The following is a 22,508-nucleotide window of genomic DNA, read 5'->3' as shown; positions in this document are numbered from 1 at the left end:
CTTATGAGGATTTCTCGGTCGCGGTATCGACGCTCTCTTGCGCCACCGGGACAACATCTTCGGGGATTTCGTCATCGCCATCGGGCCCCTCCAGTTGCGGAGGGCTGGCGTCAAAATGGTGGTGTGGGTCCGGCGGCTTGCCTTCCGGGTGCAGGAAGGCGGGCAACTTCTCCAACTGCGCCAAAGTCCCCATAATCAACACCTGGTCGCCCCGGGTAATATGGATATCCGGATTGGGCATCATCAACAGGCGTTTGCGGCCCCGTTTACGAATGCCCAGAATGTGCGCGCCAATGGCGTCGCGCACGCCGGACTCGCGAATGGTCACCCCGTCCAGACGCGCGCCGCGACCAATGCGCACCTCACGAATGTCCAGATTGAGGAATTCGCCAAACGCCACTTTGTCCAGAAAGCTGCTGTGTTCCGGGTCTGGCGGATGCAACGCCATGGCGGAGATGCGTTGGCCGATCAGTTCATTGGGCAGAATCACCACGTCAGCGCCCACTTTGAGCATCTTGCCGCGCGCTTCATGGTGGGTGGCGATGGTGATGATGAGCAGCTCGTTGCCGGTCTCCTCCTCCATGATGCGCCCGGTCACCACGGCGGTGATGTTATCGGAGTCCTCATTGAAGGCGGTGATCAATCCGCGCGCCTCCTGCACATTGGCGCGCCGGTAGCTCTCGTTCAGGAAGGGGTTAAGGGGCAGGATCTGGTCGATCTGATCCTCATTGGCCTGGGCGATACGCTCAGGATCGTCATCCACCACCACATAGGGGATGCTCTGCTTATCGAGCATCATGATGGTCTCGCGGGCGATCTCGGTGTAACCCACGATGATGAAGTGCTGACGGAACTGCTTGACCTGATACTCCATGAGCGACTCCCGCAGTTTACCGATCAGATCCTCTTTGACGATGATGTTGATGGTCAGACCCAGAGCATAGGTCCACACCAACACGCCGCCCAGGATGAGCAGCACCACAAACAGTTTGCCGACATTGGAGATGGGGTGGGTCTCCTGATACCCCACCGTGGTCAGCGTGAACACCGTTTGGTAGACGGCGTCCAGAAAGGGGTAGCCGTCAATGGCCATGAAGCCAATGATGCCAATGGTGTTGACCATAATCAGCGCGATGATGGCGGGGCGGAAGCGTCCGACCAGATCGTAGAAATCATGGCGCTGCGTGTCGCGACGATCAGACAGAGCAGGCCTCCCCCTTCAGCGCGAAGGTTACTGAAAATTGGCGAATGAGGCCTGACGCCAAGGGCGCCGCGCCGCACTCTACAGCTTGCCCACAGCGGATTGAAAAATCAAGCAACGCGCGCCCCGGCGCAGAGGTTTGTAGCGCGCAGAGGCGCGCGTGGTGACCCTGGGCGCAAAAAAGCCGCCCTGAGCTCTGACGTTGACCAGAGTTCAGGGCGGCTTGAGTGTCCTGCGGATTCAGCTCAGGAGAGGCCGCACATTCCCGATGCGCAACCGCCGCCCGCACAAGGCGAGGGCGCTGGCGCATCGGATTGGCCCATTTTGGTGGAGCCGAGAATGCCGCCGGTGGAGAGGATCTTGCGCACTTGCTTGGAGTCGCACTGGGCGCAAGAGATCTCCGGAGTTTCGCTCATGCGGTGGTTGACTTCAAAAGTGTGGCCACAGCTGTCGCATTTGTAATCATACAAAGGCATCGATCATCTCCCCATGTGGATGGATTGAACGGCGTCGCCTTTGAAACGGCGCTTACTGCTTCACTTCACGCTCGACGATGACATCGAACTCACGCACCACGTCGGGGTGCAGACGGATGCGCACCGGGTGTTCGCCCAGGGTGCGGATCGGCTGCAACACGTCGATGAGGTTACGCGCCACGGTCACGTCCTGCTCTTTGAGGTAGGAGGCGATGTCGGCGTTGGTCACCGAGCCGAACAGCTTATCCATGGCTCCGGCGGGACGCGCCAGTTTCACTTCAATCTCGTCGAGCTTGGCGGCTAGCGCTTCGGCTTCGGCGAGGATTTTTGCCTGACGCGCTTCATAGTCAGCGCGATCGGCGTCAAAACGGGCCTGATTGGCCGCCGTGGCGGGCAGCGCCTTGCCTTGCGGGATCAGGAAGTTGCGGCCGAAGCCGGGACGCACGCTGACGGTCTGTCCCAGATCGCCCAGCTTGCCGATTTTTTCCAACAGGATCACTTGCATTGGATCTCTCCCAAAACGAAAGGGCGTCTACCCTTGAATTCATTCAGTCGTCATCTTTGAAGCGTTCACGAAAGTGAAACCAGGAGTCAAACACCCCCACCATCGTGATCGCGATATTGAACTCAACCCACCAGATCAGCGCGGCATAGAAGACGCCGCGCACCCAACCGCCCACTTGCCGCTTGGCAAACAGCGCCTCAGCGATGGCCACCCCCTGCGCCAGATAGGGCAGGATCCAGAAGAACACCAGATTCAACGCTGCAGCGCCGATGAAGGAGTCTCCCGGCAGGAAAGCCGCCGCCAATCCCAGCACAATGGCGGGCCACACCCAGTTGAACGGCATGGCGAACGCACGGAATGCTGAGAACTCCAGCGGAAACTGCGGCTCCCAACGCTTCATCAACAAAGCGCCCAGCCCCATGGTGACCAACTGGATCAGCAACCACCCCTGCACCACAATCAGGGGAAAGAAGCGCGCGATGATATCGAAGAACGCGCGCAGCTCAGCTTGCACATTGGCCAAATCCGTCGCTGCAACGCCTTTGGAGTTCTCCAAGGTTTGCAGGATGGAGGCCTCCTGGGTTTGCAGCGCCTGGCGCACCGCCGACTCGATCTCTGCGCCAAACAGGGGCGCAAACACCACCATGAGCAGCAGTGCGGCCAGAGCCAGCAGATAGCAGCCCGAGGCCAAGTGGAAAAAACGCCAGCCCCGGCGCATCAACCAAGCGCCAACCACAGGCGCGACGCCAATCAAAACCAGCGTTAACCCCAGAGCCTGCACATCGCTGGTCACCAGGGTTTGAGCGGTCACCCCCAACCCCAGCGCAATCAGCGCCGATTTTGCGTCGCCCTGTAATCCGGCCAAAAACACCGGCAAGCCAGCGATTCCCAACAGCGGAAAGAATGCTGCGGGCGCATACAGCGGCAGAACCAGACACAGCGCGGTAAGCAAACCGGCGCCATAAGGGTTGGCGGTGAGCCGTTTCATAGTCTGCTCGTCCCGAGACCAGCCAAAGGGACGCGCATCACGCCGAATCGGCGTGATCAGCCCACCAGGAAAGGCAGCAGAGCGATGTTGCGCGCCTGCTTGATGGCCACCGACAGCTTACGCTGGTGGGTGGCGCACACGCCGGTGATGCGGCTGGGCACCATCTTGCCCCGCTCAGTGATGAAGCGGGAGAGCATCTTGGGATCTTTGTAGTCGATGCGCAGGGTCTTGTCGGCGCAGAACGGGCACACTTTGCGACGACGGAAGAAGGGACGACGCGCGCCGCCGCCCATGGGGCGACCACCGGCGGGACGACCGCCGCGACCTTCGGGTTTGCCTTCACCACCGCGCGAGGGGCCGGAAGCTTGTTCGCTCATAGTTTACATCCTCTTGAATCTTCTTTCAGCGTCAGTCTGTTACGGACTGCGCCGAACTCGTTTGCGACTGCGCAGGCGGCAGAATCTCCAGCCGCCGCGCGATCAATTCCATTTTGCCCCAGCTCAGAGCGCCATTGCGGGTGCGTTTGGGCTGATTGAGCCCGCCCTCCACACGCAGGAGTTGCCCGGGTTGCAGACCGTCGCATCGATGGGCCAAATCGCCGATCACGCGCACGGGAATCAACAGGTGCAACCGCTCCAACAGGGCCACCCCATCCGCCGGGCCTTCATGCAACAGCATGAGGGTGGCGATGGGCGCGCCCGCCGGGGTGTAGCGCATTTCCACCGACTCTTGCAGCGCGCCCTGGAGAACCACATGGTTGCTGGGGGCGCTCACTGCGCTTACTCCTCGTCGGCGGTGGCCTCAGTGGTCTCTTCAGAGGCTTCGGCTTCGTCACCCTTCTCTTCGCTTTTCGGCTCCTCTTGGGGAGCCAGCGGGGTGGGATCGGCAAACGCCTGCTCAACGCGGATATTTTGGAATTTGATCACGTCTTCGTCGATGCGCAGCTTGGATTCCAGCTCATGCACCAGAGTCCCGCCGCCTTCGACGCTATGGAACACGTAGAAGCCTTTGTTGTTCTTCTTGACTAGGTAGGCCAACTGACGACGGCCCCACATTTCGGTCTTGAGGATTTTGCCGCCCAGGCCTTCGATCATTTCGCCCACGCGCTTGACCACCTGCTCCACTTGTTCATTGGAGAGGTCGGGCCTTAGGATGTAGATTGTCTCGTAGAACGCCACTCTTGTCCTCCTTTTGGACTTGCACGAACTGAACTTGCTTTCCGCTTTTGCGGGCGGCCCCCCGCGTGGCGCGCGAGGAGCAAGAAGGAAGCTCGTTAAGATGGAAAACGGGCAATATACCTATTTCAATGACTGGATTCAAGCCCCATGACGCCTCTCCTCCCTCAAGAGAACCGCTGGCCGCAAATTCCCGGCGCGCAACTGGCCTTTTCCACTCGCCATGGCGGCATAAGCCAAGGAGCCTACGCCTCTCTCAACATTGGCGACCATGTCGACGACGCGCCAGACGCGGTGCGCCAAAACCGGCGCATCCTGCGGCAAGCGCTGGGCGACGCGTCGCAACCGCTTTGGCTCGCCAATCAGGTCCACGGCGCCGCTGTGCTGCGCGCGCCATGGATCGATCCAGACGTTCATCCCGACGCCGACGCCATCGTCACCGACCAGCCGGACTGTCTCATCGGCGTCATGACCGCCGACTGCCTGCCCATTGTGATGGTTGACCCCACAGCGCAGGTTGCTGGCGCCGCCCACGCAGGTTGGCGCGGCGCCCTCTCCGGGGTAGGCGAGCGCTGTATCGAGGCGATGGAGGCCCTCGGCGCGCAGCGACAGCGGATCATCGCCGTACTGGGTCCGTGCATCCATCAACAGGCTTACGAGGTGGATGACGACTTTCGCGCACGCTTCTTGCTTGAAGACAGCGATAGCGCATCGGCCTTCGTGCAATCAGGAGACAATCGACCGCGCTTTGACCTGCCGGGTTATACGGCTATGCGGTTGCGGCGTTTCGGCGTTGCGCCCCCCAACCTGTTTGATGTCGGAATATGCACCTACACCAACGCACGCGACTTCTTCAGCCATCGATTCGCCACCCATCACAACGCCGCGCCCTGTGGGCGTCAGTGGAGCGGTATTGTGCTGCAACCCTGATCGCCGGGTTGCTGACGCTCCTGAGCCCCCTGCCCGCTCTGGCCGATGGCATCCCGCAACTGATTCGACAGATCGCCGCCGCCGAAAATGTGGACCCCGGATTGGTGGAGGCGGTGGTAGCCATCGAATCGGCGTTTAATCCAAAATCGGTGTCAAAATCGGGCGCCCAAGGGCTCATGCAGTTGATGCCGTTCACCGCCAAAGAGATGGGGGTGGATGATCCCTTTGTTCCAGAACAGAACATTCGCGGCGGCACACGCTACCTGAAAAAGCTGCTGGAGCGCTTTCAAGGCTCTGTCAGCCTGGCGCTGGCCGCCTACAACGCCGGCGCCGCCCATGTGATCAAACATGAAGGCATTCCGCCCTTCCCTCAGACGCAACGCTATGTGGTGAAAGTGCTGGCGTATTACTACGACTACCAACAGCGCCATGGCGAAGGCGCACCCAGCTTTGATCTGGCCAAACTGCGTCGCGCCGACGACGCCTCGGACGCCTCGCAAGACGCCGAACACGCCACTGATGATGAGTTAGCGCGCGCACTATTGGCGTCACTGCGTAAAACCGAGCCCACAGAAGCGGACATGCAGCCTGCCGCGCCAACGTCGCCGCCGACCCAATCCAAACCGAAGCCTCGTAAACTTGTCTTCACAACCCAAGCCAGCCCGCCCGCGCCGCCCACCGCGCCGTTGCGCACAATGCGCACCTCCAGCGGTCTACTGCTGACCAACGTTGCGCCGAACGCTCAAGCCACTCGCGCCCCTATTGTCCTGGACACCGGCGCCATGGGCTTTGCGCACGAGAGCGACGAAGATGACGCACAGGAGCGCGTACTCCCACACCGGCAACGGGCGCGGCACTCACTGGCCATGGGCTTTGAAGGCCAGACGTCGGCAGATGCGCGCCCCGGCGTTCAGGCGTATCGCGCCGCTTTGCAGAGCCCTGCACAGGGCTTTGAAGCTCAGGAGGAGAGCGCATGGGATGATGATACGTCACACAGTTCAGACGTCATCCGTCTCATTGCAACGGAGTTGCCTGCGCGCAGTCAGTTAAACGAGGATGAAACCGTTCTGGGCTTTGCGGAATAGGCGCGATGGCGCCAGGGCGACGGCGGGACCTCCTGCATCGCCCCCCGGCAGGGCATACAGGAACGGATATCAGGCGGGGAAAATCTTAGGGGGGGCGGCCAACTGATTGCCGTCCCCCCTTTATTCCATCATCAGCCCGCGCCTTAGGAGCGCGTTTCGTCTTCGGTGGGCTGCTCCGCATTCTGCGCGGCGACATCTTGTTGTTGTTGCATCATCTGCACAGCGGCTTTCTCTTCCTGCAGCGGGTTGACATTGTTGTCAACGGTAGCCAGGGCGGGAACCAGTGCAAACATCAGAGCGATCAAACCAGCGGCCATTGTTCATCTCCTTGGATCTTGAGGGTATGCGACGCTTTTTGCGTCCGCGTTTGCTTACTTAGACAAAACGCAACTCACCAGAATTCCAACAAGTTTTGCAAAATATGCGTAACACGAGACACACTTTGGATACACTCTGCGCAACAGATTGGGCGCGGCATGATACAGCGCAAACGATCAGTTGGCCGTCGTGCGTGCAGTAACGGATGCGAGACAAAACTGAGAAGGAAAACCAGAGGGCGGCCATGACGCCGCAAGGGGAAGAAAATCTTAGGGGGGACGGCCAGCTTATTGCCGTCCCCCTCTATTTCGTCATCAGCCCGCGCCTTAGGAGCGCGTTTCGTCTTCGACTGGCTGTTCCGCGTTCTGCGCGGCGACATCTTGTTGTTGTTGAATCATCTGCACGGCGGTTTTCTCTTCCTGCAGCGGGTTGACATTGTTGTCAACGGTAGCCAGGGCGGGAACCAGTGCAAACATGAGAGCGATCAAACCAGCGGCCATTGTTCATCTCCTAGAGTCTTGTGACTATGCGGTGCTTTTGCGTCCGCGTTTGCCTATTTAGACAAATCACAACTCACGGAAATTCAACTGGTTTTTGCAAAACTTCTGTAACAGATGCAACAGATCTGAAACAGGATATCCTAATATTAGGATTTTATTAAACTTATATTTATACATAGCTCCTGTAGCGCGCGCTGCACATCCAGGAACGGGTCCGTTCTTCGGCGTTTTCACCCAGCGGCGTCTTCGCCAAACCACGCTCTTCCGCCACTTTAATCACGGCCAAAGCGGTTTTCAACGACACTGCGCGGATATCCTGCAACGAGGGGTAAACGCGCCCTTTGTTGAGATCCGCCTCATCGGTGATCTCCGCCAGGGTCTGCGCCGCCACCAGGAACATCTCATCGGTGACATGCTTGGCCTGACACATGATCACCCCCAGGCCAATGCCCGGGAAGCAGTAAGCGTTGTTGCCCTGCCCCGGCACGAAGGTTTTGCCCTGCCAGGTAACCGGGTCAAACGGGCTGCCGCTGGCGAACACGCCGCGCCCTTCAGTCCAGCTGTAGCACTGCTCGGCAGTGCACTCGGCTTTGCTGGTGGGATTGGAGAGCGCAAAGATGATGGGACGTTGATTGATGCGCGCCATGGCCCGCACCACCTCTTCATAGAAGGCCCCGCCACGACCGGAGACGCCGATCAACGCGGTGGGCTGGAAGCTCTCCACCACCTTCTCCAGATCCTTTTCAGGCGCATCGTCGCAGGCAAATTCGCCTTTGCGTCCCGTCAGGTCATCCCGTTGACGCGTCACCACCCCGCGCGAGTCCATAAAGCGGAAGCGCTTAAGCCCCTCTTCCCGGGGCATCCCCTGCTGCTCCATGGCCAACAGAATCAGATCGGCGATGCCGAACCCGGCGCTGCCTGCGCCCATAAAGAGAAATTTCTGCCGTTTCAGTTCGCCTTCAGTGATGCGCAAAGAGGCCAGCAGGCCCGCCAGCGCCACCGCAGCGGTGCCCTGGATATCATCATTGAATGCGCACACGCGGTTACGGTACTTGTCCAGCAGACGGAAGGCGTTGTCGTTGGAGAAGTCCTCAAACTGAATCATGGCGCGGGGGAAGGCGTCGCCCACCGCCTGCACGAACTCCTCAATCAATCCGTCATAGTCGTCGCCGCCCACGCGTTTGTGCTGCAGCCCCACATAGAGGGGGTCATTGAGCAGATCTTCATTATTGGTGCCTACGTCGATGGTGATGGGCAGACAGTGAATGGGCGGAATCCCAGCACACGCGGTATAGAGAGCCAACTTGCCCACCGGAATGCCCATGCCGTTGGCGCCCTGATCGCCCAACCCCAGAATGCGGCTGCCGTCGGTCACCACAATGACGCGCACGTCCTTATGCTCCCAGTTGCCCAGCAGCTCGCGCACGTGGCCGCGATCCTCCAGGGAGATGAACATGCCTTGAGGGCGACGGAAGATCTGGCTGTAGGTCTGACACGCCTCGCCTACGGTGGGAGTGTAGATGATGGGCAGGGTCTGTTCGATATTCTCGCGCACAAAGCGGTAGAACAGGGTTTCGTTGCGCTCCTGCAACGCGGTCAGGAAGATATACTTCTCCAGATTGTTGGGCTTGCTGAAGAAGTTGGCCTTGACCCGCTCCAGTTGCGCCTCCATGGAGAGCGGGCGCGGCGGCAGCAGCCCCCGCAAACAGAGCCGCTCACGCTCCTCATGGGTAAACGCCACCCCTTTGTTCTGCGATGGATCGTGCAGAATATCCATGGGGCTGGCGTGACCGGTCAGGGCCTGGAGTTTCTCCGCATCATAGTTTTCCACTGTATCCGACATCTCACCAACTCCCTCGACTCACTCAGACCCACGCCGCGCACCGGCAACAACAATCAGGCGGTTAACGCCCGCTTCTATTCCGCATATCCGTGACGACCATCACACACCGGCATAGAGCTGGAGCGCCCACACTGGCAGATGGGCACATACTTATCCTTATCCACAGTGATCACCGCCGCCTTGCGACAGGCGGAGGCGTCCTGCTCGCCATCACACACCGGAAAGGTCTCCGACTCGCCGCAGTGGCAAATGCGATGCTCGCCCGCCTCCAAAAACGCCACCACCGGATGCATATCGCCCATGATGTTCCCTCGACCGCTGTTTTGCTATAGTGAATCAACAGATAACGCGCCACTTGGCGCATAGATGCAACCCAATGCCGCACGCAGGCGGCGCAGATTGGAACCCGCAGCCATGACCCGCGCACTTTTCCTGATCTTTCTCGGGGCCTTCCTTGCCCTGTTATCCGCGCGACTGATGACTTGGCTGTGGAAGCGTCTGTTTCCGACGCAGTCCAAGGACGCCACGCTGGAGGCGGAGGATATCACCCAGGACGCCGAATACCCACAACCGGACTGGATGCAGAGCCCGTGGGTCAAACGCGCGTTTTTGGGACTGGCGGCGCTGTTTGTCCTGCTGCTGATTTGGCGCATCAGCGCCACCAGCGAGCCGCCGCCCAAAACCTATCACACACCCCGACTGGAGGATGGCCGCATCATTCCGGGACGGATGGAGTAATCTCCGCCTGCTGCGCGCGCCAGTCGGTATAGCGCTGTGCAAACAAGCGCTCCAATTTTGGAATCACCTCGGCGTCATCGCCCCCCATCATGCGTTCCATAAGCAACTTGGAGGCGTCATCCAGCAGCGCGGCGTCCGCTTCGATCATGGGATAGCTTTTTTTCAACCGCTTGAGCGCCGCCACCGAGGTCTCTTTAGCGGGGGCAGGGATGGCAAGAGGCTCCATAGCCGAAGGCGCATGCTGCGCGGCGCGCGCGTCCTGCTGCTGCTCCTGGTGCAGAAACTCGGCAAAACGAATCACGCTTTTGCGCGCATCGGGGCTCAATTTGCGCCACGCGCGCAGGAGACGCGACTTCTCCGCATCGCCGCCCGGCGTCATCATAGGGAGAACTCCGCGATCACCGGCGCATGGTCCGATGGACGCTCCCAGGCGCGCGGCGTTTTGTCGATATGGCAATTCTGCAGCGCGCCACGCAGCGCATCTGTGACCAGAATATGGTCGATGCGCAGCCCCATGTTGCGGCGGAACGCGCCTTGTCGGTAGTCCCACCAGCTGAACCAGCCCGCCTCGTCATTGCCCACCCGGAAGGCGTCGCTCAAGCCCAGTTGCTGAAGTTTGCCAAACGCCGCGCGCTCGGGCTCGGAGACCAGCACGCCGTCGGCCCAGGCGGCGGGGTCATGCACATCGCGATCATCCGGGGCGATATTGTAATCCCCAAGCAGCGCCAATTTGTCATGCCGCGTGAGTTCATCAGCCAGAAACTCCTGCAACGCCTCCAGCCACTGCAGCTTGTAGTCGTACTTGTCCGACCCCACGCTGGATCCGTTGGGGATATAGACATTGACCACACGCACCCCATTGATGGTCACGGCCAGAAAGCGCTTTTGCGCCGCATCCACACCGGGCAGATCATAGACCGGATCGACGCCCTCCAGGCGACTAAGCAGCGCTACGCCATTATAGGTTTTCTGGCCGGTATACCAGACGTGATAGCCCAACTCCTGCAGCGCCAATGCGGGGAATTTCTCATCCACCAGCTTGGTCTCTTGCAGACACAGCACATCCACCGGATTCTCAGCCAACCACTCCTGCACATGCGGCAGGCGCACATTTAGTGAGTTCACGTTCCAACAAGCCAATCGCATGGTTTCAACCGTTGCTTTTTTCCGCCCACACGTACGCATAGACGCTGCGCCCGCCGGGAAGTTTGGTGATCTCCTCCAAGGCGTCGTCGACGTCGGAGAGATTGGGGAAGCGCAGATCCAGCGTCACCAGCGTGTTGCGCGCTGAACGGCTCTTGCTGTGCACTTGCAGACAGGCGATGTCATGGGACTCAAAATAGGCGAACAGCGCCGCCATATTGGGCGAGTCAAACGCCATAAGCAGTTGCACGGTGAGGATGGGCGGTGGACTGTTGAGAGTCTTATCGCTCCACGCGCCACCGCCCCAGTGGCCGCCATGGCGGGTTTTCTCGCATTGGGCGCGGTGCACGATCCAGCGTCCATCGCCGGACAAGCGGCCAATAATGTCGACGCCCGGCGCGGGCAGACAGCAGTTGGACCAGAGAATGTCCGCGCCGGTCAGATCATGCACCAGGAAGGAGCCGTCGCTGTTGCGTTTGATGCCGTGAATCTGGGTATTGCCCTCATGCAGCGCTTTTTTGATCAGGGTGCGCGCGCGCGCGGTTTTGACAAACTCCAACCAGCCTCGTTGGGGACGGGCGTTATTGGAGGTGATGACGGAGACCACATCGCCATCGGCCAGCGGATGGTCCGGCGGACGCTTGATGCCATTGACGTGGGCGCCGGTGCAGTGGTCGCCGATTTCGGTGTGCACCAGATAGGCGAAATCCACCACCCGTGAGCCCACCGGGAAGGTCAAGCGCGCGCCTTTGGGGGAGTAGACGTCCAGCAGGTCGGGCAGCACATGGGCGTGCACCTCGGACATACGCAGGTCGCTATCGCCCAAAGTGCCCAACAGACGCATGTAGCGGGCGGTATCGGGACCCGACTCGCCCCACTTGGCGAGAATGCCCAAGCGATTGGACTCATCGTCTCGTTTGCGCACCACGTGCACCGAGACCGGCAGACCGTCCCACACAATGCGCGTGGCCAAGGCGCGATAGCCATTCACCCGCGGCGCATTGAGATAGTCGCGCACATGGCGCGGCAGGGGGCCAAACAGACCGTGCATTTTACCCAGCACGCGCCAGGCGGCTTCATCGTTCTCCACCAACAGTTTGAGCCGATAGGCGGGCCACCCCACCCGTTGCAAGGTGCCGGTGCCGGGCTTCTCCGCCAGATGGAAGTAGTCGGCCAGCTTGCGCGGCTCCAACACAAAGTCGGTGGCCATCCCCTCGCCCATCACCAGCGCGGCGTGACGGGTGAGCCGGTCCATGGACTCGGCGCCTTGATTCTGCAGCGTGCGCAGACTCTTTTTGGCGCGATTGTACTGCACCGGCATCAGATGCGGCAGCAAGCGATCGATGAGCGCATCGGCCAGCATCATGATGCCAAGCCGCCGCGCCACGCCCACATAGATCAAGCCGATGCTGGCCTTGGCTTTGGCTTTTTCGGGTTTGTGAACGTTGAGGGTTTCGGAGTTGTGCAGAACGTCGAAGGTCTTGACCACCAGCACGCGAATGTCTTTGGCGGCGGCGCTGAGGATACGGCGATAGGTGGCGGGCATGTCGCCGGCGCCGGTCTGGAGATTGCGGATTTTGGACAGCGCCTGCACCAGCTCCAGCACATCCTCACCGATGGAGAGAATATCCTCCTCCGGTCCCTGGTCTGAGGCGTCTTCGATGACGTCATGCAAGAGCGCCGCACAGATGGCGGTGACGTCATTGAGGCCCCAGCTCAGACAGTGTTTGGCCACACTGATGCAGTGGGTGACGTAGGGCGCGCCATCCACTTTGCGAAACTGCTTGGCGTGATACTTACACGCCAGCATCGCCGAGCGATGAGTCTTCTGCGCCGCCTCCTCGCCATGATTGACGCGGCAGTGATCCACCAACTCTTGAATCTGTTTGAGCAACATGGGGCCAAACGGCCCCTCCAGCAACGCAGTTCCCGCATCGCCGGCGCCATCCCAGCGTTCGCCGGTAACGGCGATGCCATCGCCGCCTTCGGCGAACCCATCTTCGGGGTGCGTCTCGGGCGAACTGGAGCCGTCGGAAGCGACGTCGTTGGCGTACGCGCTGCTCATTTCTTGAACAGCGCCTCCGCCGCTTCGCGCGCCGCGCGCGCTTCCGCTTTGGGGTCCGGGCGCGCGCTGCCGCCCATGGCGTCTTTTAAAGAGGGGCGACGTGGTTTAAACCAGTCGCAAAAAGTGCTGTCCTCTTTCTCCACCACCCGTTCCGCCACGGGTTCAGCGCACTCATTATAAGAGGCCGGATCGTAAAATCGGCAGCCCATGCAGGCGCGTGTGGCGCGACCACAGTGCGGACAGACGTCGCTCCGGCCAAAATCATTGCCGCCCAACAGAGCGCCGCAATGCCAGCAGACGCCGCTACCCTGATGCTCCATAACGCGATTCCATCCCGATTGTGGGTCAGTCGGCGGACAGAGTGTTCGCCAACCCGCCCGGATGATTCCCTCACCCTGTTACGTCGGAACAGAATAGCGCAAAGGCGCGCGTTTCGGCGCCTCTTTTTTTGCGCTTTTTTGCTGACTCAATTACGCGCGGAGTTGGGCCTGTCCACCTGCGGAGAGAAAGTCATACAAATCGCCCATGATGTCATCGAGCTCTTCGGCTTCATACTCAGACAAGCGACCGATATCATCCAACTTTTCAACTTTGGCCAGCTGCGTGTCATTGAGGGTGGCCAGGGCGGCGCGATAGTCCATCTCCGTCCGATTGAGGTTCTCCAGACGAGTCAGGCTTTTGCGTAGTTTCTGTTTGTTTTCCATGTTGACGCTCCACAGGTTGGTACGGAACAACGCCTGCCGCTCTTGAGGCGGCGATCGCTTCGATCACAACATGCAAATATAGCGCCATCATTCTAAAAGCATGTATTCACAAGACTCCCTCCTCCCACCAGGAAATTCACAGGGCATATTTTTCCGAATGCTTCGCCATTTCCCTACATGACTGGCAAGATTTTCCCAATCAACAGACATCCTCAATCCTTGATGCAACGGCGCGCATCAGAGAGGATAAAGCATTACCACCTCAGCCCAGGAGAGATGAGCCATGGCGAAGAAAAAGAAGGAGAAGAGCGGCGCATTGGCGCTGGACGTCGAAAGCAATGAGCGCCTCAAGCGCCTGCGCGACCAGACCGGTCTCCCGCCAGCTGAGGTAATCGCCATGGCGCTGAAGTTTTGGGAAGAGCACACCCAGCCCGGTCAGACCGACCCGCTGGTGGCCAGCATGCGCAAAGTGGTGCGTGAGGAACTCAAGAGCATCACTCTCAACAGTGATGCGGCCTCCTCCACCCCACTCACTGAAGACGGCGAACGCGCCGCCCTGCCGCCGCAAGAGCGGGAAGCCTTGATTCAAGAGGCCCTCAAGCTGCGCCAGGAGGGCCAGTCCTGGAACCGCATCGCCGAGAATTTCAATCGCCGTGGACAAGCCACCTTGAGCGGCGTGGGCAAGTGGCACGGACAAACTCTGGGCAACTGGATGCGCCGGGAAACGTCCGAGTCGTCATAATCCCGACGCCAAACCAAGAGATCTGCGTCCCGCACGGACGCAAAAGCCCCTCTGGTCGCAGACGCCAGCCATATATTTCTGGCGTATGAATTGCATTCTCCCCACCAGCCGTCTGGTCCCTTTGGGCCATTTCACGGTGTGAACGACTCTCCGGGAGATGTTGCATGGCCAGTCCGAACATTCAATACATCAAGACCCCCCTGCATGACGCTGCAGGCGAAGGTGATCTGCAAAAACTGGAAGATCTCTTGATGGAGGGGACCTACGATGTGAACTCGCCCGACCAGGATGGTTGGACGGCCCTGCACTACGCGGCGGTGCGCGGACACGCCATGGCCGCAGAATTCCTGATGGAACAGGGCGCCAACCCCAACGCCGTCAACAGCCAAGGCGTCACGCCTCTTCTGGCCGCCACCTATGAAGGTCACCGCGGCGTGGCGGAAGCGCTGATCAACCACCAGGGCGACCCCAATACCTGTGACGAGAACCTGCTCACTCCGCTCACCACGGCGTTAGGGCGCGGCTATGGCGAGCTGGTGGATCTCCTCATGAATCACGGCGCGCGCTTTTAAACGCAGCGCGTCATAAAGCACGCACGCTAAAGATTAAATCCATCATGTTTGCGAAATATGCGAGATCTCAAGAATACATACACAAATCTATGCGCAATGGCTGAATTTATATAGATTTATATATAACATGCGCATAGTTGTATAAATCGACAATCGGAACATTTTTATACGCATTTGTAATATTTATCTCGCAACTCGGAACTCAGTCGGCGGATTGGTCGGCATCGCCGCCAGCGAGACAATAACATCCTGAACCCGCGCCATGGGCGGCCCCTGCCAACACCACTGCGCCAAAGCATCCACTTGCGCTGGCGGACCGATCACCAGCGCACGCACCGAACCATCCGGTTCATTACGCACCCACCCTCTCAGCCCCAACTTCTGCGCCTGTTGTTGAGTGGCTCCACGATACCAAACACCCTGCACGCGTCCGCGTATCACCAACTCCACACATGCAGATTTCTGCTCGCTTTGCGATGCCTCCATCTCAAACCCCTTACCAGCGCAACGTCATGCGGTCGCCCTGCACCTGCATGCTCCGCAAACGGTTAAAAAAGCGCATTCCCAACAAGGATTCGCGCATAGCGGCTTGATTCACCGACGCAGGAACTCCATGCAGCGTCAAATCGCCCAACGCCACTTCGCGCAACTTGACCGACGCCCCGCGCCCGCGTCCGTTGGCCGTATGATAAACGCGATCATAGGTCAAATCCGCTGGATTAAATCCCACTGCGCGCGCATCCTGCGGCGCCAGCACGATATCGCTGGCGCCGGTATCAGCCAAAAAGCGCACCGGCCGCCCATTGATCTGCAAGGTGAGCAAAAAGTGCCCGTTGCGGCTGCGGGTAATCACCATCTGTCCCGGTTGCTGCGACTCTGCATAACGCCCGGGCAGCAGCTGCGCCAGAAAACGATCCTTCACGCCGCCCAACTCATGCCGATAGCCGTACAGTAGGACCAAACTCGCCGCCAAAGCAATCCAACCGGCAACGGCCTTGAGAGTCTGCAATCGATCGAACGAGACGCGACCGTTGATGATCCATCCCACCCAAGCGCTCATGGCGAACAGATAAACCACGCCCATGCCATTCTGCTTCTCCGGCACGGTCAAGCGGCCGTTGAGCAGCCAATCCCCACCCAGGATCAGGGCGACAATCGCCACAGCTACGAGCAACGCCGTCTTCATAGGCGACACCCCTCCCACGTTAGCGAATCACTCACTGTTTATAGTCGCTAGCATTCAAAAGTGCACATATGGGCGCTGAAAGATATCGAGGGCTACGCCCTCGAGCTCCCAAGATCAAAATCCAAACCGTGATTCGGGCCATCCATGGCCCTCGCCCTTCGGGCTCGCTGCGCGAGTCCGATTCGGCAATCCTGCCGAATCGTGGGCGCTGCCCACACCCGCTTAAGAGTCACGGACCCTTAAGAATCCCGCCAAATTTCCGTTGGAAATTTGTCCCAGAGTCAGCGCAAGACCAACCAATGTCACGCAAACATTGAGCGCTTTGGATTTGTGGCATTCTGGATTCAAGCGGCGATATCTTTGCGCGCCGCAGAACTCTGCGCCAACCCCTGCGCCCACATGGCCGTGGCTCCGGCCACAGAAGCCGGCATCGCGATCAGGTTCAACCCTGGGATCAAGGTCATCACCAATGCCGCGCCGCCGAACCCCATGCTATTCATCCAGGATGCGCGCAAGATGCGCCGCATCTGCTTACCCTTGTAGCCATGGTTACCCATAGGAAAGTCGCCATACTCCACCGCCAGCATCCATGCCCCAAACAGCAGCCACGCCAGCGCCGCCAGCGGCGATAGAAACGGGATAAACAGACCGATCAGCGTCAAAATCGCCAGCGGGATCACCCAGCGCAACATGTAGAGGATTTTGCCCAGCTCGTCGAGAATGGCGCCGGGAGCGGATTTCAACGCCTGCGCAAAAGTGGCGTCATCGCCGGGCTCCGTCCCGGTCAACAACGCTTCGACCCGCGCCGCCAACACACTATTGAAGGGCGCGCCAATCAGATTGGCCAACACCGTAAAGCCATAGAACAGGAAGAGCAGGAACATCACCACAAACAGCGGTCCCACCAGCCACTCCAGCCACTGCAGCCAACTGGGCAACGCGGCGATGTACTGCGCCGCCTGCGCCTGCGCCCACTCATAGCCATAGTAGAATCCTGCGCCGAACAACACCGCATTGATCAACAGAGGAACCGCCACAAACGGTAGGACTTTGGGGTTCAGCAGCAGCCCCATGCCGCGCAGCAGACAACCCGGGCCAAAGCAGCGCACTGACGATTGTGCATCACTCATTTGGCGCTCCAAGGCATGATGGGCACGGTGGAGATGGCGTTTTGCGGCGAGCCATCGATGATCTTTTCGCTGTAAACCAGATAGATCAGCGTATTGCGCTTACGATCGAAAAAGCGCACCACCTTCATGGATTTGAACAGCGCCGAGGTGCGCTTGGAAAACACTTTATCGCCATCTTCAATCTCCCGCTCGAAGGAGATCGGGCCGATCTGGCGACAGGCGATAGAGGCGTCGGAACGGTCCTCCGCCAATCCCACCGCGCCCTTCAGCCCGCCTTTGACCGCGCGGCTCAAATGACACGCCACCCCATTGACGTCCGGGTCGTCAAACGCCTCAATCACGATTTTGTCATCGGGCCCCAGCATCTTAAACACGGTATCCACATGACCGATCACCTCGGCCTGGGCGCTGGATACCGCCGCGGCGCCACCGCCAATGGCCAGCAGCGTTCCAATCATCCTTTTGCGTATCGGCAACATTGTTCCTCCCTTTCGATTCCAATCCGGTAAAATTGGTCTCTTGACGCAATCCCATGCGTGAAACGCGCGACGCCCTGGCATTCTCCAGCATCAAAAAGCCCTGCATTACCCTCTGAAACTACAATTTATTTTGATCCAGAAACGACTCGACCCAAACCTGTGACAGTTTCTGGCATGGTCACTGCATTATGATGCACAACAGACAGGCAACAGATTCTCTCCGGCTCCGCTACGGCGTTGAGTCAGAGTCAATTTGAAACACCCAGAACAAGGCGGAATCCGATGAGCATGCTCGGCATCACCACTTATCTGACGCAGCGCGGAACCCAAGTCATGACTGGCCTCAAGCGCGATGGCCGCGATGACACCAATCGCGGCGCCGCTCCGGTGGCGCGCGATGGCAAAAACGAAGCCTCTGCGCAGGGTTCGCGCAATGCGCCGCGCGCCTCTGGCGCCTATCGCGTCACCCTCTCCAAGGCTGCGCTGCAGCAGTTCCAGCAAGCGCCGACCACCATCTAAGCACAGCGCATAACAGCGCCTGACCATCTCAAGTTAGGCGCTGATGCAAAAAAGGGGAAGGCCTTGAGGCCTTCCCCTTTCTGTTCCCGCCAACGCTCAATTCAGGCGTTGCTCTCCTTATCGCCAGATGCGCCATCCTTCTCCTGCGCAGCGCTATTGACTTCATCTTTATCATCATCCAGAGCCAGACGCCCCGCCTTGTCGTAATCCTTCTTATGGCTCGGCCAGTAGGCCCAGCCGATGATGATCAGAAAGATTACGAAGAACCACACCAAGCCAAACTGCTTGAGTATGGAAACTGTTTCCATGCCCATCGCCTTACTCCCCTGGTTGCGCTTTTTTCACGCTGATGCGCTGAACAAAGCGATAAACATCCTCACCGCGCTGCGCCTTGAGCTTCACATCCCAAATCCCACGCTGCGCAGGCGTGATCTGCGCCTGATAGACGCCGGGCGCCGCCTCACTCATGGAGATCGGCTGATCCAACGCCTGATCAGTGGGCCGGAACAGCGTTCCGGCCACCGTGGCCCCAGCCACAGGCTGGCCTGACTTATCCAGCACAGTGAGGGAGATGGCTCCTTGCCGCCCTTCTTGCAACGCTTCGGATCCAGCCAAACTCACGCGCCAACCCAACTCCATCTGGCGCCGCGCTGCGTCAATCTCCTTATTGTAGGTAATCCCGCGGCGATAAGCGCCCTCGATCACCAATCCATTGGAAGATTTCCCCGCCAGGTAGATAAACGTGGCGTTGACCACCAGCGCCGTCGCCAAGATGCCGACGATCACCCACGGCCAGGGTTCGAAGCGCTTTTTCGGCGCGGCGGTGCTTTGCTCTTGTTCACTCATAAAGATCAGGGCCCAATAAACACGGATTCATAGGTCGTTTCACCGCCTGAGGGATCCTGCGCAACCAAGCGGAAGGTCACCTCCCGCTGGCCGGACTGGACTTCCCCTCGCGGCTGTTTCACGAACAGACGATACGGCAGCACCTTGCCGGATTCAACCGGCAGCAACGGCGAGCCATCTGCAGCATACTTCACCTCCGTGGCCACACGAATGGTCGCCTTAGGCAGCCCTTCAACAGTCAACTTATACAGCTGAGCGCTGTGCGACATGTTCAGAATGCGCGCGGTGAAGTTGTTCTGCACGCCACCGTCAGAGAGCGGAATATAGATCGGTTGACGCTCGCGCACCACCCCCAAATCCACCGACGAACGCACCAGGAAGTACCCAAACATGGCGGCGGTGGTCACGCCCAAGATCAAACCGTAGATCAAGATGCGTGCGCGCACGAATCGAGTCGTGCCCTCGCCTTCGTTCATCTCCCGCATGGAGGTGTAACGAATCAGACGCGCCGGGTGCAGATCGGAGTGTTCTTTGGAGAGCGCCGCCATGGCGTCGTCACAGGCGTCGATACAAGCGCCGCAGGTGATGCACTGATACTGTTGGCCGTTGCGGATATCGATCCCCACCGGGCAGACATTGACGCATTCGCCGCAGTCGATGCACCAGCCCACGTCTTGGGCATGATCATGCCGTACGCGGCGATTGGACTCACGCGGCTCGCCCAGCTCTGGATGGTAGGCGACAATAATGGTGTCTTCGTCAAACATCGCCCCCTGGAAACGGGCATAGGGGCACATGTAGGTACACACCTGTTCGCGGGCGAATCCAGCCATGGTGTAGGTGGTCAGGGTCAAGAAGCCCAGGGTGAACCAAGCAGCGGTGGGCGCTTCGCCAGAGAAGAACTGATTGAGCAAAGTCGGCGCATCGGCGAAGTAGAAGACGAATACGCCGCCGGTAAACATGGAGATGAGCAACCAGGAGACATGCTTGCCGGTTTTGCGCAGGAACTTATTCATGTTCATCGGGCCGTCGTCGAGCATACGGCGCTGACGATAGCTGCCCTCGAACACCTTCTCCATATAGAGGAACATATCGGTCCACACGGTCTGGAAACACATGTAGCCGCAGAACACACGTCCCGCCAGCGCGGTGATGAAGAACAGACCCACCGCGGCAAAGATCAGCACCAAGGTCAGCAGAAAGATCTCCTGTGGCCAGATAACCAGATCAAACAGAAAGAATTTGCGCGTGGGCAAATCAAACAGCACCGCCTGATCCGGCAACCCCGCCTCACGATCCCAGCGCATGAGAGGCAGGACATAGTAGACGCCCAGCAGGATGATCAGAAGAAACCAGCGAACGTTACGGAAGAAGCCCGTCTGGTATTTGGGGTAGAGTTTTTTCCAGTCGGAGTAGAGAGAGTCTTCTTCCGGCTGTGTATCCTGCGGGGATTGTGCGTCCACGGGAGTCAGCTCCTTGAGTTGAGGCCAGTTCGAGAGGTGAGGCAAATTGTCATATTAGAATATAATAAACTTGATCAACAGACAATGGTTGCCTGTGGCGCACACGCGCCCAGGGTGGAAATCCTGCGCATCTTAGAAAAGAGCCGCCGCGTGACGCATAACAGAGGCGCGACACGCTGCGAAAGATAAGGGATTGATACTACCACTCAGAAGGCGCCGAGCCAATCATTTCTTCCCATTCAAGACGGCGACAGGCAATAAAGCGGAAAAACTGTGGGAAATGACGCACAATGCGCTAATCGCCTTGCTATTGGGCGCCGGATCATGCTATTCACCCACTCTTAATGTCTAATGAATTTTTTACCCGGACCCTGCAATTCCCCCTGGGAGTGATTTGACGAGCGTGACGTCCACACGCGCATTTTCGTTGAAACTCCCGAGACTAAAAGAAGGAGCGTTGCCGTGGCGCAAACAGCACTCTCAGAGAAGTATGATTATGGAATTGTAAAGATGTTCACCGTTGTGGCGGTCATCTACGGCGTTGTCGGTTTCCTGGTTGGGGACCTGGCGGCGTGGGAGTTGGCCTTCCCCAATATCAACGGCGGCATTCCTTACATCAGTTTTGGTCGCATCCGTCCGCTGCACACCTCTGCGGTGATCTTCGCCTTTGGCGGCTCGGTGCTGTTCGCTACTTCTTATTATATCGTTCAGCGCACCTGCAAGGCGCGGCTGTTCGCTCCGGGTCTGGCCCGTTTCACCTTCTGGGGTTGGAATGCGGTCATCGTGGGCGCGGTGATCACCTATCCTCTGGGCATGACCCAAGGTCAGGAATACGCCGAGACCATCTGGCCCATCGACATCCTCATCACCCTGGTGTGGGTCGCCTACTTCATTATCTTTGTGGGCACCTTGGCGCGTCGCCAAGAGAAGCACATCTACGTGGCCAACTGGTTCCTGCTCGCCTTTATCATCACCGTGGCGGTGCTGCACCTGGGCAACAACATCCACGTGCCGGTGAGCCTGACCGAATCCTATCCGCTGTTCTCCGGCGTGCAGAACGCCATGATCCAGTGGTGGTACGGCCATAACGCTGTGGGCTTCTTCCTCACCGCCGCGTTCCTGGGCATGATGTACTACTTTGTGCCCAAGCAAGCCGAGCGCCCCGTGTTCTCGTATCGTCTCTCCATCGTCCACTTCTGGGCGCTGGTGTTCCTGTACATCTGGGCTGGTCCGCACCACCTGCACTACACCGCTCTGCCTGACTGGACCGGCACCCTGGGCATGACCTTCTCCATCATGTTGATCCTCCCCTCCTGGGGCGGCATGATCAACGGCATCATGACCCTCTCCGGCGCGTGGGAAAAACTGCGCACCGACCCGATCATCCGCTTCATGGTGATCTCCCTCTCCTTCTACGGTATGTCCACCTTTGAAGGCCCCATCATGTCCATCAAGGACGTGAACGCCCTGTCGCACTACACTGACTGGACCGTCGGTCACGTGCACTCCGGCGCCTTGGGCTGGGTGGCCATGATCTCCTTCGGCTGCCTGTATCACATGGTGCCCCGTCTGTGGAACACCACCATCTACAGCGTGGGTCTGATCACCTTCCACTTCTGGCTCGCCACCATCGGCGTGGTTCTGTACATCGCCTCCATGTGGGTGTCCGGCATCATGCAGGGCCTGATGTGGCGCTGGTACGATAGCTACGGCAACCTCGCCTACGACTTCGCCACCACCGTGCAAGAGATGCATCTGTACTACGTCATCCGCGCCACTGGCGGGGCTCTGTTCGTGGTCGGTGGCGTGGTTATGGCTTACAACGTGTTCATGACCATCAAAAAAGCTGGTCAGGAAACCACCGTGGGCGCGACCGCTGCTGCGTGATCGCAATCAACCA

General features: G+C 59.1%; 30 protein-coding genes. 7 read left to right on the top strand and 23 right to left on the bottom strand.

Features of this window, described 5'->3' with window-relative positions:
• Position 1 precedes the first annotated feature (1 nt).
• The 7 genes from MAIT1_RS18715 to rpsF form a co-directional block, all read right to left on the bottom strand.
• Positions 2-1,123, bottom strand: a complete 1,122-nt coding sequence (locus MAIT1_RS18715) for a potassium channel family protein (RefSeq protein ID WP_085445437.1) — start codon at positions 1,121-1,123, stop codon at positions 2-4.
• A 323-nt stretch (positions 1,124-1,446) separates the two neighbouring features.
• Positions 1,447-1,677 carry an FmdB family zinc ribbon protein gene (locus tag MAIT1_RS18710; RefSeq protein ID WP_085445436.1) on the bottom strand — a complete coding sequence of 77 codons (231 nt, stop codon included), beginning with the start codon at positions 1,675-1,677 and terminating at the stop codon, positions 1,447-1,449.
• A 52-nt stretch (positions 1,678-1,729) separates the two neighbouring features.
• Entirely contained in the window at positions 1,730-2,182 is a 453-nt protein-coding gene (gene rplI, locus MAIT1_RS18705) for a 50S ribosomal protein L9 (protein WP_085445435.1), read from the bottom strand.
• A 43-nt stretch (positions 2,183-2,225) separates the two neighbouring features.
• Positions 2,226-3,170 carry a DUF2232 domain-containing protein gene (locus tag MAIT1_RS18700; protein WP_085445434.1) on the bottom strand — a complete coding sequence of 315 codons (945 nt, stop codon included), beginning with the start codon at positions 3,168-3,170 and terminating at the stop codon, positions 2,226-2,228.
• A gap of 56 nt (positions 3,171-3,226) precedes the next feature.
• The gene (rpsR, locus tag MAIT1_RS18695) at positions 3,227-3,547 is read right to left on the bottom strand and encodes a 30S ribosomal protein S18 (protein WP_414673647.1); all 321 of its coding nucleotides are present in this window, start codon (positions 3,545-3,547) and stop codon (positions 3,227-3,229) included.
• Positions 3,548-3,578: 31 nt separating this feature from the next.
• Entirely contained in the window at positions 3,579-3,944 is a 366-nt protein-coding gene (locus MAIT1_RS18690; RefSeq protein ID WP_085445433.1) for a single-stranded DNA-binding protein, read from the bottom strand.
• 5 nt (positions 3,945-3,949) lie between these two features.
• Complete coding sequence (gene rpsF, locus MAIT1_RS18685) at positions 3,950-4,348, bottom strand: 30S ribosomal protein S6 (protein WP_158089617.1); 399 nt, start codon at positions 4,346-4,348, stop codon at positions 3,950-3,952.
• A gap of 147 nt (positions 4,349-4,495) precedes the next feature.
• Here rpsF and pgeF point away from each other — a divergent pair, with 147 nt between their 5' ends.
• Together pgeF and MAIT1_RS18675 are read left to right on the top strand one after the other, a co-directional pair.
• Positions 4,496-5,275, top strand: coding sequence for a peptidoglycan editing factor PgeF (gene pgeF, locus MAIT1_RS18680; protein WP_085445431.1), 780 nt, complete (start codon positions 4,496-4,498; stop codon positions 5,273-5,275).
• 8 nt (positions 5,276-5,283) lie between these two features.
• Positions 5,284-6,360 (top strand): lytic transglycosylase domain-containing protein, encoded by a 1,077-nt coding sequence (locus tag MAIT1_RS18675; RefSeq protein ID WP_198947935.1) that lies wholly within the window; start codon positions 5,284-5,286, stop codon positions 6,358-6,360.
• Between the two features lie 143 nt (positions 6,361-6,503).
• Here MAIT1_RS18675 and MAIT1_RS21925 read toward each other — a convergent pair whose 3' ends face one another.
• The 4 genes from MAIT1_RS21925 to MAIT1_RS18665 all read right to left on the bottom strand — a co-directional run bounded on the left by MAIT1_RS21925 (position 6,504) and on the right by MAIT1_RS18665 (position 9,323).
• On the bottom strand, positions 6,504-6,677 hold the full coding sequence (locus MAIT1_RS21925) for a hypothetical protein (RefSeq protein ID WP_158089616.1): 174 nt from the start codon (positions 6,675-6,677) through the stop codon (positions 6,504-6,506).
• Positions 6,678-7,004: 327 nt separating this feature from the next.
• Positions 7,005-7,178 carry a hypothetical protein gene (locus tag MAIT1_RS21920; RefSeq protein WP_158089615.1) on the bottom strand — a complete coding sequence of 58 codons (174 nt, stop codon included), beginning with the start codon at positions 7,176-7,178 and terminating at the stop codon, positions 7,005-7,007.
• A gap of 169 nt (positions 7,179-7,347) precedes the next feature.
• Positions 7,348-9,021 carry an NAD-dependent malic enzyme gene (locus MAIT1_RS18670; RefSeq protein ID WP_085445429.1) on the bottom strand — a complete coding sequence of 558 codons (1,674 nt, stop codon included), beginning with the start codon at positions 9,019-9,021 and terminating at the stop codon, positions 7,348-7,350.
• A gap of 74 nt (positions 9,022-9,095) precedes the next feature.
• Positions 9,096-9,323, bottom strand: a complete 228-nt coding sequence (locus MAIT1_RS18665; protein ID WP_085445428.1) for a CDGSH iron-sulfur domain-containing protein — start codon at positions 9,321-9,323, stop codon at positions 9,096-9,098.
• A gap of 112 nt (positions 9,324-9,435) precedes the next feature.
• Between MAIT1_RS18665 and MAIT1_RS18660 the strand changes: the two genes are divergently transcribed.
• Entirely contained in the window at positions 9,436-9,759 is a 324-nt protein-coding gene (locus tag MAIT1_RS18660) for a hypothetical protein (RefSeq protein WP_085445427.1), read from the top strand.
• On the opposite strand, the gene MAIT1_RS18655 is transcribed toward MAIT1_RS18660, so the two are convergent.
• The 5 genes from MAIT1_RS18655 to MAIT1_RS18635 all read right to left on the bottom strand — a co-directional run bounded on the left by MAIT1_RS18655 (position 9,737) and on the right by MAIT1_RS18635 (position 13,671).
• A complete protein-coding gene (locus tag MAIT1_RS18655; RefSeq protein ID WP_085445426.1) occupies positions 9,737-10,141 on the bottom strand; it encodes a hypothetical protein in 405 nt (134 codons plus the stop codon). The two genes, MAIT1_RS18660 and MAIT1_RS18655, sit on opposite strands and share 23 nt — an antisense overlap.
• Positions 10,138-10,905, bottom strand: coding sequence for an exodeoxyribonuclease III (xth, locus tag MAIT1_RS18650; RefSeq protein WP_085445425.1), 768 nt, complete (start codon positions 10,903-10,905; stop codon positions 10,138-10,140). Before xth ends, MAIT1_RS18655 begins: the two co-directional genes overlap by 4 nt.
• Before the next feature lie 4 nt (positions 10,906-10,909).
• Positions 10,910-12,967, bottom strand: a complete 2,058-nt coding sequence (locus tag MAIT1_RS18645; RefSeq protein WP_085445424.1) for an HD domain-containing protein — start codon at positions 12,965-12,967, stop codon at positions 10,910-10,912.
• Positions 12,964-13,287 carry a hypothetical protein gene (locus MAIT1_RS18640; RefSeq protein ID WP_085445423.1) on the bottom strand — a complete coding sequence of 108 codons (324 nt, stop codon included), beginning with the start codon at positions 13,285-13,287 and terminating at the stop codon, positions 12,964-12,966. Before MAIT1_RS18640 ends, MAIT1_RS18645 begins: the two co-directional genes overlap by 4 nt.
• A gap of 150 nt (positions 13,288-13,437) precedes the next feature.
• Positions 13,438-13,671 carry a hypothetical protein gene (locus tag MAIT1_RS18635; protein ID WP_085445422.1) on the bottom strand — a complete coding sequence of 78 codons (234 nt, stop codon included), beginning with the start codon at positions 13,669-13,671 and terminating at the stop codon, positions 13,438-13,440.
• Positions 13,672-13,954: 283 nt separating this feature from the next.
• Between MAIT1_RS18635 and MAIT1_RS18630 the strand changes: the two genes are divergently transcribed.
• Positions 13,955-14,413 carry a hypothetical protein gene (locus MAIT1_RS18630; protein WP_085445421.1) on the top strand — a complete coding sequence of 153 codons (459 nt, stop codon included), beginning with the start codon at positions 13,955-13,957 and terminating at the stop codon, positions 14,411-14,413.
• Between the two features lie 164 nt (positions 14,414-14,577).
• Positions 14,578-14,985 (top strand): ankyrin repeat domain-containing protein, encoded by a 408-nt coding sequence (locus MAIT1_RS18625; RefSeq protein ID WP_085445420.1) that lies wholly within the window; start codon positions 14,578-14,580, stop codon positions 14,983-14,985.
• A 183-nt stretch (positions 14,986-15,168) separates the two neighbouring features.
• Here the strand turns inward: MAIT1_RS18625 and MAIT1_RS18620 are convergent, their stop codons facing one another.
• The 4 genes from MAIT1_RS18620 to MAIT1_RS18605 all read right to left on the bottom strand — a co-directional run bounded on the left by MAIT1_RS18620 (position 15,169) and on the right by MAIT1_RS18605 (position 17,780).
• Entirely contained in the window at positions 15,169-15,471 is a 303-nt protein-coding gene (locus tag MAIT1_RS18620; protein WP_085445419.1) for an acylphosphatase, read from the bottom strand.
• Between the two features lie 10 nt (positions 15,472-15,481).
• Positions 15,482-16,171: a retropepsin-like aspartic protease family protein gene (locus MAIT1_RS18615; protein WP_085445418.1), complete on the bottom strand. Its 690-nt coding sequence runs from the start codon at positions 16,169-16,171 to the stop codon at positions 15,482-15,484.
• 344 nt (positions 16,172-16,515) lie between these two features.
• Positions 16,516-17,301 carry a sulfate transporter CysZ gene (gene cysZ / locus MAIT1_RS18610; RefSeq protein ID WP_085445417.1) on the bottom strand — a complete coding sequence of 262 codons (786 nt, stop codon included), beginning with the start codon at positions 17,299-17,301 and terminating at the stop codon, positions 16,516-16,518.
• The gene (locus MAIT1_RS18605; RefSeq protein ID WP_241893504.1) at positions 17,298-17,780 is read right to left on the bottom strand and encodes a CreA family protein; all 483 of its coding nucleotides are present in this window, start codon (positions 17,778-17,780) and stop codon (positions 17,298-17,300) included. Before MAIT1_RS18605 ends, cysZ begins: the two co-directional genes overlap by 4 nt.
• A 282-nt stretch (positions 17,781-18,062) precedes the next feature.
• On the opposite strand from MAIT1_RS18605, the gene MAIT1_RS18600 reads away from it, so the two are divergent.
• Entirely contained in the window at positions 18,063-18,299 is a 237-nt protein-coding gene (locus MAIT1_RS18600; RefSeq protein ID WP_085445416.1) for a hypothetical protein, read from the top strand.
• A gap of 101 nt (positions 18,300-18,400) precedes the next feature.
• Here the strand turns inward: MAIT1_RS18600 and MAIT1_RS18595 are convergent, their stop codons facing one another.
• The 3 genes from MAIT1_RS18595 to ccoG are packed head-to-tail and all read right to left on the bottom strand — an operon-like array spanning position 18,401 to position 20,608.
• Positions 18,401-18,607 (bottom strand): cbb3-type cytochrome oxidase subunit 3, encoded by a 207-nt coding sequence (locus MAIT1_RS18595; protein WP_143814927.1) that lies wholly within the window; start codon positions 18,605-18,607, stop codon positions 18,401-18,403.
• A gap of 10 nt (positions 18,608-18,617) precedes the next feature.
• Positions 18,618-19,145 (bottom strand): FixH family protein, encoded by a 528-nt coding sequence (locus tag MAIT1_RS18590; protein WP_085445414.1) that lies wholly within the window; start codon positions 19,143-19,145, stop codon positions 18,618-18,620.
• Positions 19,146-19,150: 5 nt separating this feature from the next.
• Positions 19,151-20,608: a cytochrome c oxidase accessory protein CcoG gene (gene ccoG / locus MAIT1_RS18585; protein ID WP_158089614.1), complete on the bottom strand. Its 1,458-nt coding sequence runs from the start codon at positions 20,606-20,608 to the stop codon at positions 19,151-19,153.
• 462 nt (positions 20,609-21,070) lie between these two features.
• Between ccoG and ccoN the strand changes: the two genes are divergently transcribed.
• Positions 21,071-22,495 (top strand): cytochrome-c oxidase, cbb3-type subunit I, encoded by a 1,425-nt coding sequence (gene ccoN, locus MAIT1_RS18580; protein WP_085445412.1) that lies wholly within the window; start codon positions 21,071-21,073, stop codon positions 22,493-22,495.
• The last annotated feature ends 13 nt before the right edge of the window (positions 22,496-22,508 follow it).

Origin of the sequence: Magnetofaba australis IT-1 (genome assembly GCF_002109495.1) — a bacterium.
Lineage (GTDB): Bacteria > Pseudomonadota > Magnetococcia > Magnetococcales > Magnetococcaceae > Magnetofaba > Magnetofaba australis.
Note: the sequence above shows the minus strand (reverse complement) of the source record. Positions and strands in the feature narration are given on the sequence as shown.

Coding starts and splice junctions, on each gene's coding strand:
- MAIT1_RS18715 (WP_085445437.1), bottom strand. CDS start 1,123: ATGGTCAACACCATTGGCATCATTGGCTTCATGGCCATTGACGGCTAC.
- MAIT1_RS18710 (WP_085445436.1), bottom strand. CDS start 1,677: ATGCCTTTGTATGATTACAAATGCGACAGCTGTGGCCACACTTTTGAA.
- rplI (WP_085445435.1), bottom strand. CDS start 2,182: ATGCAAGTGATCCTGTTGGAAAAAATCGGCAAGCTGGGCGATCTGGGA.
- MAIT1_RS18700 (WP_085445434.1), bottom strand. CDS start 3,170: ATGAAACGGCTCACCGCCAACCCTTATGGCGCCGGTTTGCTTACCGCG.
- rpsR (WP_414673647.1), bottom strand. CDS start 3,547: ATGAGCGAACAAGCTTCCGGCCCCTCGCGCGGTGGTGAAGGCAAACCC.
- pgeF (WP_085445431.1), top strand. CDS start 4,496: ATGACGCCTCTCCTCCCTCAAGAGAACCGCTGGCCGCAAATTCCCGGC.
- MAIT1_RS21925 (WP_158089616.1), bottom strand. CDS start 6,677: ATGGCCGCTGGTTTGATCGCTCTGATGTTTGCACTGGTTCCCGCCCTG.
- MAIT1_RS21920 (WP_158089615.1), bottom strand. CDS start 7,178: ATGGCCGCTGGTTTGATCGCTCTCATGTTTGCACTGGTTCCCGCCCTG.
- MAIT1_RS18670 (WP_085445429.1), bottom strand. CDS start 9,021: ATGTCGGATACAGTGGAAAACTATGATGCGGAGAAACTCCAGGCCCTG.
- MAIT1_RS18665 (WP_085445428.1), bottom strand. CDS start 9,323: ATGGGCGATATGCATCCGGTGGTGGCGTTTTTGGAGGCGGGCGAGCAT.
- MAIT1_RS18660 (WP_085445427.1), top strand. CDS start 9,436: ATGACCCGCGCACTTTTCCTGATCTTTCTCGGGGCCTTCCTTGCCCTG.
- MAIT1_RS18655 (WP_085445426.1), bottom strand. CDS start 10,141: ATGATGACGCCGGGCGGCGATGCGGAGAAGTCGCGTCTCCTGCGCGCG.
- xth (WP_085445425.1), bottom strand. CDS start 10,905: ATGCGATTGGCTTGTTGGAACGTGAACTCACTAAATGTGCGCCTGCCG.
- MAIT1_RS18645 (WP_085445424.1), bottom strand. CDS start 12,967: ATGAGCAGCGCGTACGCCAACGACGTCGCTTCCGACGGCTCCAGTTCG.
- MAIT1_RS18640 (WP_085445423.1), bottom strand. CDS start 13,287: ATGGAGCATCAGGGTAGCGGCGTCTGCTGGCATTGCGGCGCTCTGTTG.
- MAIT1_RS18635 (WP_085445422.1), bottom strand. CDS start 13,671: ATGGAAAACAAACAGAAACTACGCAAAAGCCTGACTCGTCTGGAGAAC.
- MAIT1_RS18630 (WP_085445421.1), top strand. CDS start 13,955: ATGGCGAAGAAAAAGAAGGAGAAGAGCGGCGCATTGGCGCTGGACGTC.
- MAIT1_RS18625 (WP_085445420.1), top strand. CDS start 14,578: ATGGCCAGTCCGAACATTCAATACATCAAGACCCCCCTGCATGACGCT.
- MAIT1_RS18620 (WP_085445419.1), bottom strand. CDS start 15,471: ATGGAGGCATCGCAAAGCGAGCAGAAATCTGCATGTGTGGAGTTGGTG.
- MAIT1_RS18615 (WP_085445418.1), bottom strand. CDS start 16,171: ATGAAGACGGCGTTGCTCGTAGCTGTGGCGATTGTCGCCCTGATCCTG.
- cysZ (WP_085445417.1), bottom strand. CDS start 17,301: ATGAGTGATGCACAATCGTCAGTGCGCTGCTTTGGCCCGGGTTGTCTG.
- MAIT1_RS18605 (WP_241893504.1), bottom strand. CDS start 17,780: ATGTTGCCGATACGCAAAAGGATGATTGGAACGCTGCTGGCCATTGGC.
- MAIT1_RS18600 (WP_085445416.1), top strand. CDS start 18,063: ATGAGCATGCTCGGCATCACCACTTATCTGACGCAGCGCGGAACCCAA.
- MAIT1_RS18595 (WP_143814927.1), bottom strand. CDS start 18,607: ATGGAAACAGTTTCCATACTCAAGCAGTTTGGCTTGGTGTGGTTCTTC.
- MAIT1_RS18590 (WP_085445414.1), bottom strand. CDS start 19,145: ATGAGTGAACAAGAGCAAAGCACCGCCGCGCCGAAAAAGCGCTTCGAA.